An 18,570-nucleotide genomic window follows, 5' to 3' on the forward strand; every position below is an offset into this window, starting at 1 on the left:
TCCTACAACGTTTTCGAGATTGTGTAGTTTCATCGGGCTTAAAACGTAGCTCATGAATATTAGACACTGCTCCCTGTTATTATTTTCTTTGTTGGTGCTTATTAATTGTCAAAAGTCGAGTGTAGATGAATCTGCTGAAACGCCGAAAGAGAATGAGCCAATAGAAGAAATTGCACGAGAAACCTATTTCAGCTACAGTTCGAGTCCTCCTTTAAATCCAGATCAAGAAATCGAAAATTGGATAATTACGCACAATGCCAAAGGAGAAATTTTAAATTTCAAAAAATTTATTCAAGGAGATAGTTTTAGTTTAGAAACTTCGAGTGATTCTTTAACTCCAAAAATTTCCGCAACGTATTTAACTATTGAAAAGGTTAATAACATGGAAATATTTAACCTAAGCACCTTCACCGATCTTCAAAAAGGCCATTTTGAAGATAGAATTAATAAATGGCAACCTACTGAAATACCACCTCAAACAAGTGAATTTGAAGTTACCATTAAAAATCTTCCAATAACGGAAGATTACGGCTTAAATCCAGTTAAAATTTCTTCTGAAATTGGGCGTTTAGGCGGTTCTTCAAGTTCAAAAGTATATAGTAATGGCTTGCGAGAAACTAACTTTCTAGATGTTCCAAAATATGAAGGGTTAGACAGCTATTTTATTTCGGTAATTGACGACTTCAACATCTTGAAATTTTGCCAAATCGATAACCCGAGCGGAGAAAACATAGAATTAGACTACAACACACATTTTTCTGAACCAGATAAAGATATTAGCCTACCTCTTCCTCCCCATGAAAATTTTTTATTGAATATTGCCGGATTTAAGGCAAATCAAGATTTTGGGGAATTCTCTGAGGGAGCCCTATTTATTGATATAATTTCACAAGTTAACACTAATGTATCAACCAACCCCTTAAGGGCAGGATATTCTGATAATTTTGAAAAATTCCGTACTCAATTTAGAATCGATTTTATTGATTATTCTTATGGGATTTTTAAATATGGAGATGCCCTAGAATCTATCGAAATTATGGAGAAGCCAAAGCTAACAATTCTGGATGATTCCATATATAACTTTAAATGGGAGATAGATATAAGCACATTTATAAAATCTGTTCATTTTTGGAAACTTCCAAGTATTACCTTAACAGATGGAACCACCATTATTGGCAATTGGACAATCACAAATCCACAAGAGACTACCGTAATTCAAGGCAAAATACCACAGGAAATACTGGAAAAATACCCTAATCTAAGTATAGAAGAGTTAAAATATACTCGATCAAGTTTTGATTTTGAAGTACCAGGAGGATTGTATAAGTCTAGAGAGTTTGTAACTCTAATGGCCCCATAATCCACAACTTTTACTATTTATCAAAATTCCCGGACAAGATATATTCGACAATCAGTCGGATTTGATTATAGATTTATAGAGTAAATAAGCACATATAGTTATAACTCATGAAGATTTTTTTCATGGTTTGAAACTGCGCCATATCTTACACCTTCGATTATACCATCATACATTATGTATTAATTGGAATCCTCAAAAGGCTTTATCTTTGTCTTATGATTCGGATACTTTTCACTTACACTCTTGTGTGCTTGTATAGCTCTTTTACAATCAACGCCCAACAAATCACATGCTCCCCAGCAGATCAAAAGGCGGTTGAAAATAAATTAACGGAGATTGATGGGATTCAGGAAGATGATTTTGGAAAAACCTTAACCGCAATTGGGAAGACTTTTCTAAAAACCCCCTATGTTGCCAAAACCCTCGAAATAGGTGATACCGAAACTTTAGTCGTTAACTTACAGGGGTTGGACTGTACCACTTACGTAGAAAACGTATTGGCATTTGGAACTCTCTTAAAACAAGGCAAATCGGATTTTGATGACTTTACAGAAGCTCTTGAAACCATTCGGTATAAAGATGGAGCGTTGAACGGCTATGCTTCCCGACTTCATTACTTTTCGGAATGGATTGTCAATAACGAAAAAAAAGGACTTATCAAGGATATAACCTCTGAAATAGGAGGTTCGGAAATTAAAAAGGACATTGACTTTATGAGTACCCATAGGGATTTATATCCTTTTTTGACAGATGATACCAACTTCGAAAAAATAAAAGCTTCCGAAAATTATTTGAACAACCAGAGCATTTGTATGCTGCCTCAAGACCAAATTGAAGCAAACGAGCATCTCATAAAAAGTGGAGATATTATTGCGCTTACTACCTCCATTAATGGCCTGGATATTACCCATACCGGTTTTGCCACCAGAGAAAAGGATGGACGCATTCATTTGCTACATGCCTCTACAGGTTCCATGGAAGTAGAAGTTTCTAAAAAACCATTAGCGGAATACTTAAAAGGAATCAAAAAGAACACCGGTATCATGGTTGCCCGTCCACTTAGATAGCAGTTTTACAAACCATGCAGTCTATGACCTGCTCAGCCTGGCCCAAACACTAATAGTTCTCGTTCCACGCCGAGTTCAAAAGGTAATTCGTCGGTGATTTCAATAGCTATTGTCTTTTGCTAAAACGAAAAAACCGACCTACGGGTCGGTTTGATAATATCATAACGCAAATTACCTTTCCAAACAATAAAGCAACCCACCTAAGAGATGTTGCCTAAAATCAGGCTCGTCATAGGCTGAGTTGGAGTGCCCGCCAGCGGTATAAAAAACTCGGCCGCCATCATATTCTTGATACCACGAAAAAGGGTGGTATGTTCCATTGGTTCCACCTTCATAAGAGCTTTCATCAAGCATTATCAAAGGTTTGATTCCTGAATAAATATCCTTAAAATTATACCATTCTTCAGTGCGCGTCCAATTACCCATCAAATGAGCAGTTGAAGAATGATTCCTGTTCACGACCTCTAAATTAGCTTCCTGAATTTTTGGGTGCCCGTTAAAATAAGCACCTACTAATTGTCCGTACCAAGGCCAATCATATTCTGTATCTGTAGCGGCATGAACACCCATAAAACTTCCACCGGATTGAATGTAATTTTCAAAGGCGACCTGCTGGGTATTGTTCAGTATATCTCCTGTAGTATTTAAAAACACCACGACTTTGTATTGTGAAAGGTTGGTGGTGTTGAAATCCCCGCTGTTTTCCGTTTGTACCACTTCAAAGTCATTGGATTGACCCAGCGCTTGAAAAGTAGCGACTCCTTTTTCTATCGAACCGTGCCTAAAACCCGCGGTTTTGGTAAAAACCAAAATTTTATCGGTTTCCGGAAGTTCTTCTGACAGGGTCATAGCAGAAACTCCTAGACTTTGACCTGATTCGTTGCCCTCCGCATCATAAGCGGTTACTTTATACCGATAGGTGGTTGCCGGAACAAGGCTCGAAATATCAAAGGCAGTAGATTGTACTGAAGCTATATTCTGATTGTTCTGATATACGTGGTAACCCGTGACTGCCGTATCATCGGTCGAAGCTCCCCAACGTAAGCTTATGGTCGTTTGTGTGGTTTCTATGGTGGTCAAGTTTTGAGGAACACTAGGGGGAGTGTTATCCACAACTACATTTTCCAAGGTTGTAACTTGTAGGGTTTCGCTGGCGGTCGATATATTTTCAGCTGCATCCTTAGCTTTTACTTTAAAAGAATACTCGGCACTACTAGATAAACCGGTTGCTTGGAAAGAAGTTCCAGAAACCTCAGCTATTTCTACCCCATTTTGATAGATTACATAGGCTGTAACCGCCACATTGTCGGTGGAGGCTTCCCAACTTAGCCCAATTGTTGTTTCGGTAACCTCATCAGCAGATACATTTTTGGGCGATGTTGGAGGTTCTTCATCCCTTGGCGAACTAACTTCCGCCAATGTTGTTGCCTCAACGGCCAAACTTAGACCCGATTCCAATTGATTCTCACCAATTGCACTCACCGAGAATTGGTAAACGGTTTCAGGTAACAAGTCGGTCAACTTCAAGGAACTGTTGGTAACGCTCGACTTAAATTCCCCATCTTGGTACACGTTAAAACTACTAATGGCTACACTATGCTCTACCACAGTCCAACTTAATTCAACTGCATTTGAAGTCACATTGGAAACAGTTACATCTACCGGTGCAGATGGCGCGGTTTCTTCAATGGGTGAAGGTTTTTTTTCCACTGTTGTTACAGCAAAAGGAGCACTTGGAGGAGACTCTTTTCCATTTTCAGTAACCAAGGAAACGGTAAATTCATACGAGGTTTCCGGTGATAGGGACCTGACACCGTAAGAAGTATTGGTGGTAAAACCTATAAAGGCATCATCTTGAAATACCCGAAATTCCTTCACTGACAAAGAATCCGATGGCAATTGCCATTGTAAGGAAAGGGATTCCGCTCCTATTTCATTTGCTGCTAAATTTTTTGGAGGTAAAGGTGCTTCTACTATAGTGTCCTTCACTTCATCCTGAAGGGTAGTGAGCTGTAGAACTTCGGAAAAAGCAGATTCTCTTTCTTTAGTATCCCAGGCAGTAACAGAAAATCCATAAGTCCGCTGTGCCTGTAAGTCTCTAACCTGATAAAGATTGTCTTTTACAATACCCAATAAAATGGAATCTTGATATACGCCAAAAGCGGCAATTTGTAAACTATCTGCCAAAATATCCCAGGTCAGGTCAATTGAATTGGAGCCAATGTTTGAGCTTCGCAATCCTGTAGGGGGCGGTGGCGGCATGGTATCGTTAACAATTTTCAAGGGCGGCGTACTAGCCTCAACCCTATTACTTGGCTTGGTTTCTTTATCCTGACCGTCAACTGCCACAACGTAAAAGGAATAGGTGCTTTCGGGAATTAAATCATTAGCGGAATAAGTAGTCTCCTTTTGTGCGGTGACCATGGTGGAGTCCTGATACAACCTAAACTCTTTTACAGAAGAAAGATTGGAGTCCGTAGACCAACTAAGTAGTGCTTTCGTAGCACTGATAGAATCTACCTTTAACTTTGGGGTCAAAAGCAGAACACTATAGGGGTTTAAGCTATCCAAACTTACAGAATCCCGCACAACCGTGTCCTGTGCTTTGGTCCTTACCAACAACTCCTCACTAAATTTTGATGTATTGCCCTCCTTATCAGTGGACCGTACCAAAAACTGATAGGACGTTTCAGGTTCAAGACTTTTGGCCACATACCGTGTAAGTGTATCTCGAAAAACTTCAATACTATCTTGATAGACCACATAGTTGGCAACTTGGGAATGATCGGTAGATTTCTCCCAGGTCACTATAGCTGACGAATCCGTAACCGTATCTGCCGACAACCGCTTTGGAGGTTGGGGAAGCACAATATTTGGCAAAACAGTGTCCTCAGGAACTACCTCCTCATCTTTTTGACAAGCAACAATGACAATGGACAATAAAAGAACAATAAGGGAAAGCAGGCCATAAAGTGGTCTTTCTTTCATTTTCAAGGGAAGGATTTAGGGTAAATACCAAGCTATAGTTTCTCGGAATACGAAGTTCTGAATTTCATCGATAAAAACGAACTTTTTATCGAATATTTTGAAAAAAACTTAAAATTACACCCAAAACACTACCATATCATCATTAAAAAATTGATTATCAACAAGAAACGGTGAATAACCTATTAGCTATTTGAAGAAGCCATTAAATATTTCTTGGGAGTAGTTCCGTATTTCTTTTTAAATGCAGAAATAAAATGGCTAGCCGTGCTGTACCCCACTTTTAAACCAACCTCATTTACATTATGCTGGCCGGTTTCTAACATTTTACGCGCGTATTCCATCTTGTAATCAAAGAGAAAACTAAAAACAGAATCTCCATATATCTGCTTAAAACCTTCTTTTAATTTTTTCAGGGATAGTCCTATTTCATCAGATAGTTCGTTTAAGGTTGGAGGTTCTGCCATTCGTGAAATAATAATTTCCTTTGCCTTTCTAATGCGCCGTACATTATCCTCATCCACCAGAAAGGGACATTGCTCAATATCCGCATCATCACTTTTGTTAAAGTAAAGTGCTATAAGCTCATAAACCTTCCCCTTAATATATAGTTCCTTGATAGATGGGTGCAAATTATAATTCATGATTTGGCTCAACACCACTGCTATCGCAGGATTGACCCCCTCTTGCGAATAATATTTCTTGTCCTTGTTATCGGCACTTAAAAAGGGTATATAATCTGCCTCCTTTGAAAAAAGGGAGTGAAATTTTCGTATGGTCATTACCACGGATACCATCCATGAATTTGGATTAAGCTCCAGATTCATTGGTAAATCCAGTTGCGTATTATAAAGTAAAAGGGAATTTTCCTCGGAAACCTCTAGGGCATACCTGCCTTCGTTAAATATAAACTTGGCATTACCTTTTAAACAGAAGTGAAATTGAATATAGGTACTATCAATATGCCTTACTACTTTTTGTTTTTCCAGACCATCATTTTGGATTTTCAACACAAAAAAACCATCTTCTATAAGTACCTCCTGAAATGAACCTTCAGCGACATTTTCACCTATCATAGTTGTCGTTTTTAATTTTCACTTTATTTAGAAAAGTTCTAAATAAAATCGTTAATAAGGCTTTATTTTAGGGCAAAATTACTGGTTTTCAATGTATTTATACCTAACATCTCCCAAAAAAACTTGAATCGACACTAATTGTTCCTCTAGCGTTATTTTTAACAGCAACTCCCTTTTATTTTTGTAGCCGCTTTGTAAGCATTTCATGAAAGGTTACCATATTTCCAAACATAGCTCGTTTTATACCATTGGGTTAAGCTACCTTAAAGCAGATGCAGAGGTAAGAGGAAAGTTTAGCTTAGACCCCGTTGCCATTGACCGCATTCTTATGCTGGCCAAAGCGCAAGGTATTGATGGTCTTTTGGTCACATCTACTTGTAACCGTACTGAAATCCACGGTTTTGCCCAGCATCCTTTTCAACTTATCAAGTTGCTTTGCGACAATACCACAGGCTCTGTAGAGGAGTTTCAGGAGGTCGCCTATGTATACAAGAACAATGAGGCCATTAGCCATTTGTTTAGAGTAGGCACCGGTTTGGACAGTCAGATTTTAGGTGATTTTGAAATTATAAGTCAAATCAAACAAAGCTTTGGCAGGTCTAAAAAATTCGGAATTGCGAATCCGTTTATTGAACGCTTGTGTAATTCGGTCATTCAGGCCAGCAAGCGTATCAAAAACGAAACGGAAATATCCTCGGGGGCAACCTCCGTGGCCTTTGCTTCGGTTCGCTACATCATGGAAAACGTAGCGGATGTTTCAGAAAAAAACATTTTACTTTTTGGAACCGGTAAAATAGGCAGAAACACCTGTGAAAACCTCATTAAGCATACTAAGAACAACCATATAACCCTCATCAACAGGACTAAGGATAAGGCAGAGAAAATAGCCGGAAAATTCAACCTTTTGGTCAAGGACTATGGAGACCTTCAAACAGAAATTAGAAATACCGATGTTTTAATCGTTGCTACGGGTGCACAATCACCCACTATTAGCAAAGAGCTCATTTACACCAAAAAGCCTCTCTTGATATTGGACCTTTCCATTCCCAAAAATGTTTCGGACAATGTTACGGAACTGGAAAATGTAAGCTTGGTACATTTAGACCACCTCTCCCAAATTACGGATGAAAACCTGGAAAAGAGAAAGCGTTTTATCCCAGAAGCGGAGGAAATTATTGAGGAGGTAAAACATGATTTTATCCAATGGTTGGAAACCAGAAAATTTGCCCCTGTCATCAAAGCTTTAAAATTAAAGCTGAAGACTATGAAGGACGAAGAAATGGATTACCAATCTAAAAAGCTGAATGATTTTAACGAAGAGCACGCTGATGTCATCTCCAATAGAATCATTCAAAAAATAACCAAGCAGTTCGCCAATCATCTTAAAGATGAAGATGTTGATGCGGACAGTAGCCTTGAACTTATCCAAAAAGTTTTTCAACTAGAAATAGAAACTCCATGAGTAAAGTTATCCGAATCGGTACCCGCGATAGCGAATTGGCGTTATGGCAGGCAAATACCGTAAAGGAGCAGCTTGAGGCGCTTGGGCATGAAACCACCCTTGTTCCCGTAAAATCTACGGGAGACCTCGTGCTAGACAAACCCCTATACGAACTGGGCATAACCGGTATTTTTACCAAAACATTGGACATGGCCATGATTAAAGGCGAAATAGACATTGCCGTTCATAGCATGAAAGACGTTCCCACTGCCCTTCCCAAAGGAATTGTTCAAGCCGCAGTTTTAGAGCGTGGCAACCATTTTGATATTCTGGCTTTTAAGAATAACGAAGAGTTTTTGGCCCAAAGGGATGCCGTGATAGCAACAGGAAGCTTGCGAAGAAAGGCCCAATGGTTGAATCGCTACCCTACCCATACGGTGGTAGATTTGAGGGGCAATGTCAATAGCCGATTGGAGAAACTTAAAAACAACGACTGGAACGGGGCCATTTTTGCTGCTGCGGGACTTCAACGAATTGGATTGCAACCTGAACATACCATTGGTCTCACATGGATGGTTCCCGCCCCGGCACAGGGGGCAATTATGGTAGTGGCCAAAGAAGAGGATGAATTTGTTCGTGAAGCCTGTGCAGAACTCAACCACGAAGCAACGGCCCTTTGCGTACAGTTGGAAAGAGAGTTCTTACGAATTTTAGAAGGTGGCTGTACAGCACCCATAGGTGCTCACGCTTTTATAGATAAAAACGATCAAGTAACTCTTAAGGGGGTTTTGCTCTCCTATGACGGCAAGAGAAAACTGGAAGCTGAATATTCCGCTCCACTAGGGCATCACAAGAATCTGGGAAGGGATTGTGCCAACAGTATTTTGGCACGTGGCGGTAAACTCTTGGTTAATCAAACCCATGGGGGAACGCTTAAGACCCATATTTTCTCCACCAAAAACCTATCGCAAAACCAATTACAGCTTTTTAAACAAGGGGTCACGGTAAAAAGCGAGGATTTTATAAAAATTAGTCCGAATAGATTACCTAAAACCCTGCTCACACAAGAGTTGGAGAATGTTATCATCACCAGCAAAAACGGAGTAGAGAGTTTGGCCACCCAAGCTCCGGACGCATTAAGGTTTAAGAATATTTACTGTGTTGGCCGAAAGACCAAAAGACTTATCGAAAAGCGCATAGGACCGGTAAAACATCAAGCCAAAGACGCTAAAGAATTGGCGAAATATTTGGTAGAATACATGGAGGGGTTGGAAGTAACCTATTTCTGTAGCAACCTCAGCATGGATGATTTACCCAATATCCTTGAAGAAAACAACATCACCGTCAATAAGTTGGAAACCTATACAACAAAACACGCACCCTCCGAAGTTGATAAAGAAATTGAGGGAGTTTTATTTTTTAGCCCAAGCGGAGTAGAAAGTTATTTGCTCAAAAACAGACCGGATAAAACGGCTTACTGTATTGGCGAAACCACTGCCGAAGAAGCTCGTAAACATTTTAAAAGCGTAAAAGTAGCAAAGATACCGGTAGTGGAAAGCGTGATTGAATTGGTGAACGGGGATTATTAGAGTTAGGAGTTAGGAAAGTATAGAAAATGACTTAAGACGTAGGACAGAAGACAAACTTCTTATCAATCAATTTTTAACCAATTAACGAGCAACGAACATCGTGTAACTATCCATAAATGACATAAAACATAGGACATAAAACATAGGACATAGGACATAGGACATAGGACATAGGACATAGGACAAACTACTTGATTTTTGACGAATCACCATCAAACTTCAACTATCAACAACCAACGAGTAACGAACAACGAACAACCAGCAACCACTATAAAGAACACATTGCAATGATAAAAAACGATTTATTTCTTAGGGCACTGAAAGGTGAAACGGTGGAAAGACCTCCGGTTTGGATGATGAGACAAGCGGGTAGGTATTTGCCCGAGTTCATGGAAATAAAAAAGAAATACGATTTCTTTACCCGTTGTCAAACACCGGAATTGGCCTCGGAAATTACGGTGCAGCCTATACGAAGGTATGGTATGGATGCCGCTATTTTGTTTTCGGATATTTTGGTGATTCCACAGGCAATGAATATTGAGGTACAAATGAAACCTAACTTTGGTCCCTATTTGCCCAAACCTGTTCGTACAGCCAAAGATGTGGAAGAGGTTATTGTTCCCAATGTAGACGAAGCTTTGGATTATGTGATGCAAGCCATCAAGGCCACCAAGGAAAAATTGAACAATGAAATTCCATTGATCGGTTTTGCAGGTTCGCCATGGACCATCCTATGTTACTGCGTGCAAGGGCAAGGCAGCAAAAATTTTGACAAGGCAAAAGAATTTTGTTTCACCCAACCGGTTGCCGCCCATACCATGCTCCAAAAAATAACGGAAACCACCATTGCCTATTTAAAGGCAAAAGTGAAAGCAGGTGTAAATGCCGTTCAGGTTTTTGATTCATGGGGAGGAATGCTATCTCCTGTTGATTACCAAGAATTCTCTTGGAAGTACATTCAACAAATTATAGATGCCCTAAAGGATGAAGCCCCGGTCATCGTCTTTGGCAAGGGTTGTTGGTTCGCCTTGGGAGAAATGGCAAAATCAGGTGCTTCGGCTCTAGGTGTTGACTGGACATGTTCTGCCAGAAATGCCCGTTATCTAACAGGTGGTAATATCACCTTGCAAGGAAATTTTGACCCGGCGCGTTTACTTTCCCCGCCATCGGACATTAAAAAAATGGTCACCCAAATGATCAACGAATTTGGGAAGGATAAATACATTGTTAATCTAGGTCATGGTATTTTGCCAAATATACCCGTAGAAAATGCGAGGGCTTTTGTTGAAGCGGTCAAGGAATACCAACCTTAAGCATTGCCAATGAGCCTTTTCAAGGTTGTTTCTGGAAAATACCTCCGGTTCAAACTGGGACTTACACCTCAGCAAAACCTTTTTTATGGTTTTCTTACCTATGTTTCCATGGGTACTCTTTTACTGTGCATTCCTTGTTTTCACAAGAGTTCTGTAGCTTTTATTGATAATTTTTTTATAGCTACCTCAGCAGTCTCAACTACCGGTTTGGCAACGGTTTCTGTCCTTGACTCCTATAATTTTTTTGGGCAGTTCATCATTTTGGTCTTGATTCAATTGGGCGGTATCGGCTATCTTACCTTTACAACCTTTATGATTCTTTCAACTACAAGGAAGATGACCCGGTGGCACAAGAACATTTTAAAAACCGAATTCACACTTCCTAAAACCATCGAAATAAAGGACTTTTTAAAATCGGTTATTTTCTTCACATTGGCAATGGAAATAATCGGAACCATTCTCTATTTCATAGCTTTTAAAAAACTGGAGCTCGACTTTTTTGATACTCTCTGGAATGCACTGTTTCATAGCGTAAGTGCATTTTGTACCGCCGGTTTTAGCCTTTTTAGTAATGGCTTTGAATCTTTTTCGGGTGATTTTTTAGTTAATACCACTACCTCCCTATTGGCCATTGCTGGCTCCCTTGGTTTTATTGTAGTTACAGATTTTGTCCTTTCGTTAAAAAAGAAAGATCATCATTTGAGTTTTACTACCAAAATCATACTTGTAGGGTCGGCAGTCCTACTTCTTTTTGGTTTTATGTTCTTTTTCTTCTTTGAACCCGTAATTAAAAACCTAACGGGAGCTGAGCGTATGTGGGCGGCATTTTTCCAGAGCATGTCCGCTATGACCACCGTTGGCTTTAATACGGTTGATTTTGGAGCCTTTGTTATGCCCATGCTTTTAGTGACCATTTTTCTAATGTATATTGGAGCTTCACCTTCCGGAACTGCCGGAGGAATGAAAATTACCACACTAACAGCCGTAATCGCCATTATGAAAAGCAGGTTAAGAAATACCCAACGTATCACCTTTTTTGGTCGGATTATTCCTTACGAAAGGTTATTTGTGGCTACTTCTTCCTTTATATTTTATACGAGCCTTATTGCCTTGGGTACCTTTTTACTGTCCTTTTTGGAAGATTTTCATCTAGAGGACTTACTGTTTGAAGTATCCTCCGCGTTGGGAACTGTGGGCTTAAGTACCGGCATTACTGGCGATTTAGGAACATGGGGCAAATTGGTCATAATTGCATTAATGTTTATTGGCCGATTAGGTGTCCTGACTTTTGGATTGGCAATTTGGGCCAAACATCACAATAATCCTAAAAATCACCCTATCAGGGATGACATAGCGGTCTAGTCTATGGAAGGAAACCAAGCTTTTACTTTAACGCAACTTAATGCTGATGACGCCAAAAGCCTTTCCAATTTAATGGTTTCAAACCAAGATCGGTTCCAGCGATTTTTCCCTATGACTTTGGCACAAAATCTAACCGAAGCCGCCTCACAAGCATTTATCCTTCTAAAAAATGTAGAGTTTGATCTTGGAACGGAATTAACATTCGCCATAAGGGAACGAACTTCTGATCAAGTAGCAGGCTTGGTAATTTTAAAAAATATTGATAGAACAATTCGGCAAGCGGAGATTGCCTATTGCATTGGCGCTAAATATGAAGGAAAGGGTTGGACCTCCAATGCAGTAGCACAAATCGCCCAACGTGCTTTTAAAACCGAAAAATTGAAGACCCTTCAAATTCTCGTACATGTATCCAACCTAGCAAGTATTCAAGTGGCCAAAAATTGTGGTTTTCAATTCATAAAAATAATTCCGGAAGCACATACGCCACCTAATGAAAATCCGTTGGATATGTTATTATACGAACGACATACCCACCACTAATGCAAATTATAGAGAAGTACGACCGCCAATTTGAATATGCTAGTATTCTTATGAACGTGGTCATTGCTTTTCAGTTTTTCTCTCTTTGGTACCGGCCCAGTTTTGACGATATTGGTCAATTGGGTACCTTAACTATTCTTATGGCTTTTGAATTCGGCATGATTCACTCCGGTGTGTTTATGGCCATAATGCCAAAAAAAATATCCCTTTTTGTTTTAGTTCCTTTCTATGGGACCTTCGCATGGGGCTTTAATTCATATCTCGAAGACAATACCATATTATATATCTACATGACGGTAGTCTTTAATCGGATGCGATTTGCGTTTTCGGATGTCCCGTTAGAAATGAAGGCTAGATCGATCATAAAATCTGTTTTGGCCGCAGTAATGTACTTTTTTATGCTTCTATTTTTTGTATTAGGAGCAGACATTATCCCGAAATTAGGCCTAACGGCAGAGTTCGTAAACATGAGCGGTTACAGGGAAAGTATGAATACTTCTGGTGCATTTATTGATTTACCGCACGCTGTCATGGCATTTGGTCTAACATACTATTGTGGTTTGGCCCTTATGGAGGCTTTACTTTTAAAGCGTACTTTTGCGGTTAATCTTTCGCCAAAGACCACATAATAATGAAGGAACAATTTTTTGCATACATCCAACAATTACAGGATACAATTACCTCCAAACTCACAGAAATTGACGGTCAGGCGCAATTTCTAGAAGATCAATGGGTACGGGAAGAAGGTGGCGGAGGTCGCACCAGGGTCATTGAAAATGGTGCGGTTTTTGAAAAGGGAGGTGTCAACATCTCCAAAGTCTTTGGAAAACTTCCAGAAAGCATGCAAAAGTATTTTGGAGTACAGGATGCGGATTTTTTTGCCTGCGGTTTAAGTTTGGTACTTCATCCAAAGAATCCAATGGTGCCAACTGTTCATGCCAATTGGCGGTATTTTGAGATGTATGACAAAAAGGGTGAGATTGTAGACCAGTGGTTCGGTGGTGGGCAAGACCTAACCCCCTACTATCTTTTTGAGGAAGACGCCCAGCATTTTCATCAAGTATGCAAACACGTCTGTGATGCCCATCATCCTGAATTTTATTCCACCTATAAAAAGAAATGTGATGAATATTTCTGGAATGCCCATAGAAACGAGGCGCGTGGGGTGGGCGGACTCTTTTTCGACTACTGCAAAGCAAAGGAGGATTTTACCATGGACGATTGGTACAATTTTGTTACCGGTGTAGGTAACAGCTTTTTGGAATCTTATATACCGATTGTTACTAAAAGAAAAGACCTGCCCTATTCACAAGCGCAAAGAAATTGGCAAGAAATAAGAAGAGGACGCTATGTTGAATTCAATCTGGTACATGATAAGGGTACCTTATTCGGGTTGCGTACCAATGGACGTATTGAAAGTATTTTAATGAGCTTGCCTCCGCATGTGCAATGGGTCTATGACCACCATCCGAAAGAAAATAGTGAAGAAGCGAAACTTTTGGAAGTACTTAAAAACCCCGTAGATTGGGTATAAATCGCCTACATACCATTATTTTGCTTGCTTTTGTTCTATTATTAGGAAGTTGCAAGGAGAAAAGGCAAAAAAGCGATTTAGAAATTACCTTTTCCCAAGATACTTTACATCTGGGCTATACCTATTGGTGGGAAGAAAGCGGACCCTTTATTGATTATTGTGGTACACCTCACACGCTTATAGCCATGGGCTCCATCGTACAAATGGACGCGCCAAATGAGACCGCAGGACCCTTATACATTTCTCAAAAAGGCAGCATTCATTTGGAAAAGGTATTTCTCATCAATAATCCTAAAAAGAATGCTTACCAAAAGCATGGCTATTTAAGCACCGATTGCTTTTATAAATCTGGATTAAATATTGGTGATAAAGTATTGGTTTTCTGCTACGAGTTTGATGACGAATTGATTATAGCAGGTCAGGAATCGATTATTCCCATTGGAGACTGGAATCACCCCTTGGTCAACTCCATTAAAACCTTTATCGATGAAGATGAAAATCCCCTAAAAATAAAAAAAGACACCACGCTTTGGGAAGCTTATGGGCATGGGGCTTCTTTGAGAAGGATCATTGAATGTAGGGAAACTACTTCCAAGTAACCGCCTTGGTGGCTTTTTCTGAAACATGCTGCATTATATGCGCCATTCTTGCTTTTAGCAGTTCTTTTCTACCTGCTAAAGTTCTAGTATAAACCAATTTTGAACGCCCAACATGCTTTATCCAATTACGGTGGTATAGAAGAGCATCCGATTTTCGTTTGCCAAAATCTCCCGGTACCACATAATAATTTCTAATACCCAATTTCCTTTTAAACCAGTTGGTACTTTTTAATAGATATCTAGGATTTTCAACGGGATTAATGATTTCTTGTAAATAATTGACAAACAAACTGCTTTCATGGTTGTTGGCCCCACTTAAATAACAGGCAAACGATCCGTTCTCAAAGCGCTCTACTTTAACGTCCTTTCTCGTTAATTTTGAGTTCACCAACTCAAATTCTTGTAACATCACCAACAAGCATTGTCCCATTTTATAGGTCTTCTTAAAAGTGTTTCCAAAAAGTAGATACAATTTTATAGCCTTCCAGGTCTTTGGTGCAAAACCCAGGAAGATTCCTGCCAATAGCAAATAAATAAAATATAGAGCGCCTTTATTCAATAATGTGCCTATGTTCTTTAAAAAAAACTCAGGTAAGAAAAAAGCGATTCCAGTAGCCACCTCAATCAGCAGAAGCTTGGTGACATTAACAGTAAGCAGCCTTTTGATTTTACGATAAGGCATATTGCCTTTGTACGCTACTTTAACTTCCTGAACCAATACCCTACCTGAAGTGATGGCCTTTGTCCATTTACCAGCCAATTTATTCCTTTCCTTGGCTAGTAGTAACGTTTTATCATTGTGAGCATCAATCTCTTTAAAGCCAACAGAACTTTGTGTTAGATGCAAGCGTTCAATGCCATTCTCGATGTAGATCCTTTCAGAATACGAAATACCACAAAAAGCATCGAACCTTCTGTTCAAATTGAGGATATCATCTCCTCCATCTTCCCTAGAAGGATCCACACAACCTAAATGCCATATATTACCCGTTTTATCCTGGTTTGTCGGATTTATTCTGACAGCCCTACCCCGCATTTGATTGGAAGACACAAACGAGCCCACATATGATGCTAGAACCAAGGTATTGATGGAAGGGGCATCCCAACCTTCTCCCAGTAAAGCCTTGGTACCAATGAGTATTTTAATCAGACCCTGTTCAAAGAGTTCCGTAATGATTGCAACTACCTGATTTTTGTGATTTCCTTGTATGGCTATTTTTAAAAAATCAGGGTCAGTTTCAAGTTCGTTTTTTAAAATTGAACCCTGCTCTAAGCGGCCATCCAAAACCGATAAAAGTTTTTTATGAATAATAATTAAAGAACCGGTCAAAACCGCCATATCATTTTTATTGACATTTCCTTTTATCCTGAGAAATTGAAAAACGGGTACAACCCCTAATTGGTTGATTAAATCCGTGTCCCCATTCGAAAAACTTAAAAATTCCTTTCTAATAAAATCGGTTAGAACCACTGCCCGCAACCCAATGGCAAGCGCAGCACTTTCCTGTTTTAGAATTTCATTAATGCTATTTAATTTACTGGGGCTAGAGGTCAGCGATTTATACAACTCTTGGTTACCCACAAAATCGACTTTGTTTTTCTGAAATACGCCAATTTTCCTTAAGGAAGACTCCAACTTGATTAATAATTCTTCATCATGTACGAACCGTTCACGATCAATGACCAATAGGTCCTGCAGCAAAGTTTCTAACCATTGGTAATTCAATTTGGGAAAATTGACTTTCTTTTCATGAACACCCAACACTTCTAATTTATCTTTTTCAATGACTATGCCCGCTTCATTCAGAAAAATAAGAATGGCCGCAAATACTGAAGGTCGCTCATAAATTTCCTCCAAGTATTTGTGAGAACTGGTATAAAAGGGATGTGCCAAGAGAAAATCTAGGAAGCTTTGGTTCCCTACCAGAGCGTTAAAAAATGTTAGACACTTCTGCCTATATTCCAAAATAAATTGAATTTGCTTTTCAGAAGGTCGAGAAAGATATACATAGTCCTGATGCGGGCACAGGTTTTTATTTTTTACTAATTCTGGGACCGCAATTTCTTCGTCAATGGGACCGCATAAATCAAAATATTTGTTCAACTCTACACTAGAACTATCATAAGGCGGAGTAGCGGTCAATGCAATGACCGTTATTCCTTGAATAGCCTTTAGGGAAATCAAACAATTATACCATTCGTTTTTAAGGTGATGCGCCTCATCTAAAACAAGGGTCTTTATTTTGTTTTTTTCAAAGAAGGCAAATAAAGATTCACCAGAATCATTTAAGCGTTTATCAAGCGCGTGCAGTGATTGATAGGTGCTAAATGTAAGTGCTGAAGGTTCGTCTATTTCAGTGGAAAAAGCTTTAAAGGAACTATCCTCGATAAAAAATTCTTCTAACCTATTCTTCCATTGGTTTCTTACAGTTAAAGTAGGCGCAAGAATCAGTGTTTTTTTATCTACTCTACGAATCATCTCAAGTCCTAACACTGTTTTTCCAGAGCCCGGTGGCGCCACTACATGCAAATGGTCATCTTCCTTATGAGATTCAAAATTTTCAAGAAACTTTTCTTGGTAACTGCGCCATGAAAATTTAAATGATAGCTTTTTTTGAAGATGTAGCAAGACTTCCTTAGTTTTCCTGTTAGTACGGCGATTATAAGTAACTTTGAATATTCAAAATTAGGCAAACTATGTACCCCTTACGCAGAAACCGTAGATTAAGAGCAAACGAATCCATCAGAAATTTAGTGCGCGAAACCGTATTGACGCCCAACGACTTTCTAGTACCCCTTTTTGTAGTGGAGGGAAAAAATATCAAGGAAGAAATTCCTTCCATGCCCAATTACTATCGATTAAGTTTAGACAATTTGGCTATGGAAGCAAAAGAACTCTGGAAAATGGGTTTAAAATCCGTACTTCTCTTTGTAAAGGTCGATGATGATTTAAAAGACAATAAAGGTACTGAAGCGTTGAATCCTGATGGTTTAATGCAAAGGGCCATTAGAACGGTGAAATATGCCTGTCCTGACATGTTGGTAATGACCGATGTGGCCCTGGACCCGTTTTCTAGCTACGGCCATGACGGAATTATCGAAAACGGACAGGTATTGAACGATGAAACCTCGGAGGTTTTAGCGGAAATGAGTGTTTCCCATGCCGAAGCAGGAGCAGATGTAGTAGCCCCTAGTGACATGATGGACGGTCGTATTTTGACCATTCGTGAGGCTCTGGAAGATGAAGGCTATTACAATACTGCCATCATGAGCTATAGTGCTAAATATGCCAGTGCATTCTATGGTCCGTTTAGGGATGCCCTTGATTCCGCTCCCGTGGATGTAAAGGACATTCCAAAGGATAAGAAAACCTACCAAATGGATTATGCCAACCGGTATGAAGCTATAAAAGAAACCGAAATGGATATTGATGAAGGAGCTGATATCGTCATGGTGAAACCGGGACTTTGCTACTTGGATATTGTCAGGGAAATTAGAAACGACGTGGACATTCCAGTGGCCGTTTACCAAGTCTCCGGGGAATATGCCATGTTAAAGGCCGCTGCCGAGAAAGGATGGTTAGACCACGATGCCGTGATGCTTGAGCAGTTATATGCTATTAAACGGGCGGGTGCCAACATCATCGCCACCTATTTTGCCAAAGATGCTGTGAAGCTCTTGGGTTAAATTCAAGTTTACCCACC

Annotated in this window: 14 protein-coding genes; 11 read left to right on the top strand and 3 right to left on the bottom strand. The window is 39.6% G+C overall.

What is annotated here, in order from left to right; genetic code table 11:
- Window positions 1-52: 52 nt before the first annotated feature.
- Together BIZ36_RS02905 and BIZ36_RS02910 are read left to right on the top strand one after the other, a co-directional pair.
- Window positions 53-1,360, top strand: a complete 1,308-nt coding sequence (locus tag BIZ36_RS02905) for a hypothetical protein (RefSeq protein ID WP_187456368.1) — start codon at window positions 53-55, stop codon at window positions 1,358-1,360.
- A 215-nt stretch (window positions 1,361-1,575) separates the two neighbouring features.
- Complete coding sequence (locus tag BIZ36_RS02910; RefSeq protein WP_187456369.1) at window positions 1,576-2,427, top strand: N-acetylmuramoyl-L-alanine amidase-like domain-containing protein; 852 nt, start codon at window positions 1,576-1,578, stop codon at window positions 2,425-2,427.
- 171 nt (window positions 2,428-2,598) lie between these two features.
- Here BIZ36_RS02910 and BIZ36_RS02915 read toward each other — a convergent pair whose 3' ends face one another.
- Together BIZ36_RS02915 and BIZ36_RS02920 are read right to left on the bottom strand one after the other, a co-directional pair.
- Complete coding sequence (locus BIZ36_RS02915; RefSeq protein WP_187456370.1) at window positions 2,599-5,415, bottom strand: ThuA domain-containing protein; 2,817 nt, start codon at window positions 5,413-5,415, stop codon at window positions 2,599-2,601.
- 182 nt (window positions 5,416-5,597) lie between these two features.
- On the bottom strand, window positions 5,598-6,488 hold the full coding sequence (locus BIZ36_RS02920) for a helix-turn-helix transcriptional regulator (protein WP_187456371.1): 891 nt from the start codon (window positions 6,486-6,488) through the stop codon (window positions 5,598-5,600).
- A gap of 205 nt (window positions 6,489-6,693) precedes the next feature.
- Between BIZ36_RS02920 and hemA the strand changes: the two genes are divergently transcribed.
- The 8 genes from hemA (at window position 6,694) to BIZ36_RS02960 (ending at window position 14,866) form a co-directional block, all read left to right on the top strand.
- Window positions 6,694-7,950 carry a glutamyl-tRNA reductase gene (hemA, locus tag BIZ36_RS02925; RefSeq protein ID WP_187456372.1) on the top strand — a complete coding sequence of 419 codons (1,257 nt, stop codon included), beginning with the start codon at window positions 6,694-6,696 and terminating at the stop codon, window positions 7,948-7,950.
- Window positions 7,947-9,518 carry a hydroxymethylbilane synthase gene (gene hemC / locus BIZ36_RS02930; RefSeq protein ID WP_187456373.1) on the top strand — a complete coding sequence of 524 codons (1,572 nt, stop codon included), beginning with the start codon at window positions 7,947-7,949 and terminating at the stop codon, window positions 9,516-9,518. The genes hemA and hemC overlap by 4 nt, the downstream gene beginning before the upstream one ends.
- A 287-nt stretch (window positions 9,519-9,805) precedes the next feature.
- Window positions 9,806-10,831, top strand: coding sequence for a uroporphyrinogen decarboxylase (hemE, locus tag BIZ36_RS02935; protein ID WP_187456374.1), 1,026 nt, complete (start codon window positions 9,806-9,808; stop codon window positions 10,829-10,831).
- A 9-nt stretch (window positions 10,832-10,840) separates the two neighbouring features.
- Complete coding sequence (locus BIZ36_RS02940; RefSeq protein WP_187456375.1) at window positions 10,841-12,193, top strand: TrkH family potassium uptake protein; 1,353 nt, start codon at window positions 10,841-10,843, stop codon at window positions 12,191-12,193.
- A 3-nt stretch (window positions 12,194-12,196) separates the two neighbouring features.
- Window positions 12,197-12,733 carry a GNAT family N-acetyltransferase gene (locus BIZ36_RS02945; protein WP_187456376.1) on the top strand — a complete coding sequence of 179 codons (537 nt, stop codon included), beginning with the start codon at window positions 12,197-12,199 and terminating at the stop codon, window positions 12,731-12,733.
- Window positions 12,733-13,362 carry a hypothetical protein gene (locus tag BIZ36_RS02950; protein WP_187456377.1) on the top strand — a complete coding sequence of 210 codons (630 nt, stop codon included), beginning with the start codon at window positions 12,733-12,735 and terminating at the stop codon, window positions 13,360-13,362. Before BIZ36_RS02945 ends, BIZ36_RS02950 begins: the two co-directional genes overlap by 1 nt.
- 2 nt (window positions 13,363-13,364) lie before the next feature.
- Complete coding sequence (gene hemF, locus BIZ36_RS02955; RefSeq protein ID WP_187456378.1) at window positions 13,365-14,267, top strand: oxygen-dependent coproporphyrinogen oxidase; 903 nt, start codon at window positions 13,365-13,367, stop codon at window positions 14,265-14,267.
- The gene (locus BIZ36_RS02960; RefSeq protein ID WP_187456379.1) at window positions 14,258-14,866 is read left to right on the top strand and encodes a hypothetical protein; all 609 of its coding nucleotides are present in this window, start codon (window positions 14,258-14,260) and stop codon (window positions 14,864-14,866) included. Before hemF ends, BIZ36_RS02960 begins: the two co-directional genes overlap by 10 nt.
- Here the strand turns inward: BIZ36_RS02960 and BIZ36_RS02965 are convergent.
- The gene (locus tag BIZ36_RS02965; RefSeq protein ID WP_187456380.1) at window positions 14,853-17,495 is read right to left on the bottom strand and encodes a DEAD/DEAH box helicase family protein; all 2,643 of its coding nucleotides are present in this window, start codon (window positions 17,493-17,495) and stop codon (window positions 14,853-14,855) included. The genes BIZ36_RS02960 and BIZ36_RS02965 overlap by 14 nt on opposite strands.
- A gap of 68 nt (window positions 17,496-17,563) precedes the next feature.
- On the opposite strand from BIZ36_RS02965, the gene hemB reads away from it, so the two are divergent.
- Entirely contained in the window at window positions 17,564-18,553 is a 990-nt protein-coding gene (gene hemB, locus BIZ36_RS02970; protein ID WP_187456381.1) for a porphobilinogen synthase, read from the top strand.
- Window positions 18,554-18,570: the final 17 nt, after the last annotated feature.

It is taken from the genome of Cytophaga sp. FL35, from assembly GCF_014349235.1.
In the GTDB taxonomy this organism is placed as follows: domain Bacteria; phylum Bacteroidota; class Bacteroidia; order Flavobacteriales; family Flavobacteriaceae; genus Euzebyella.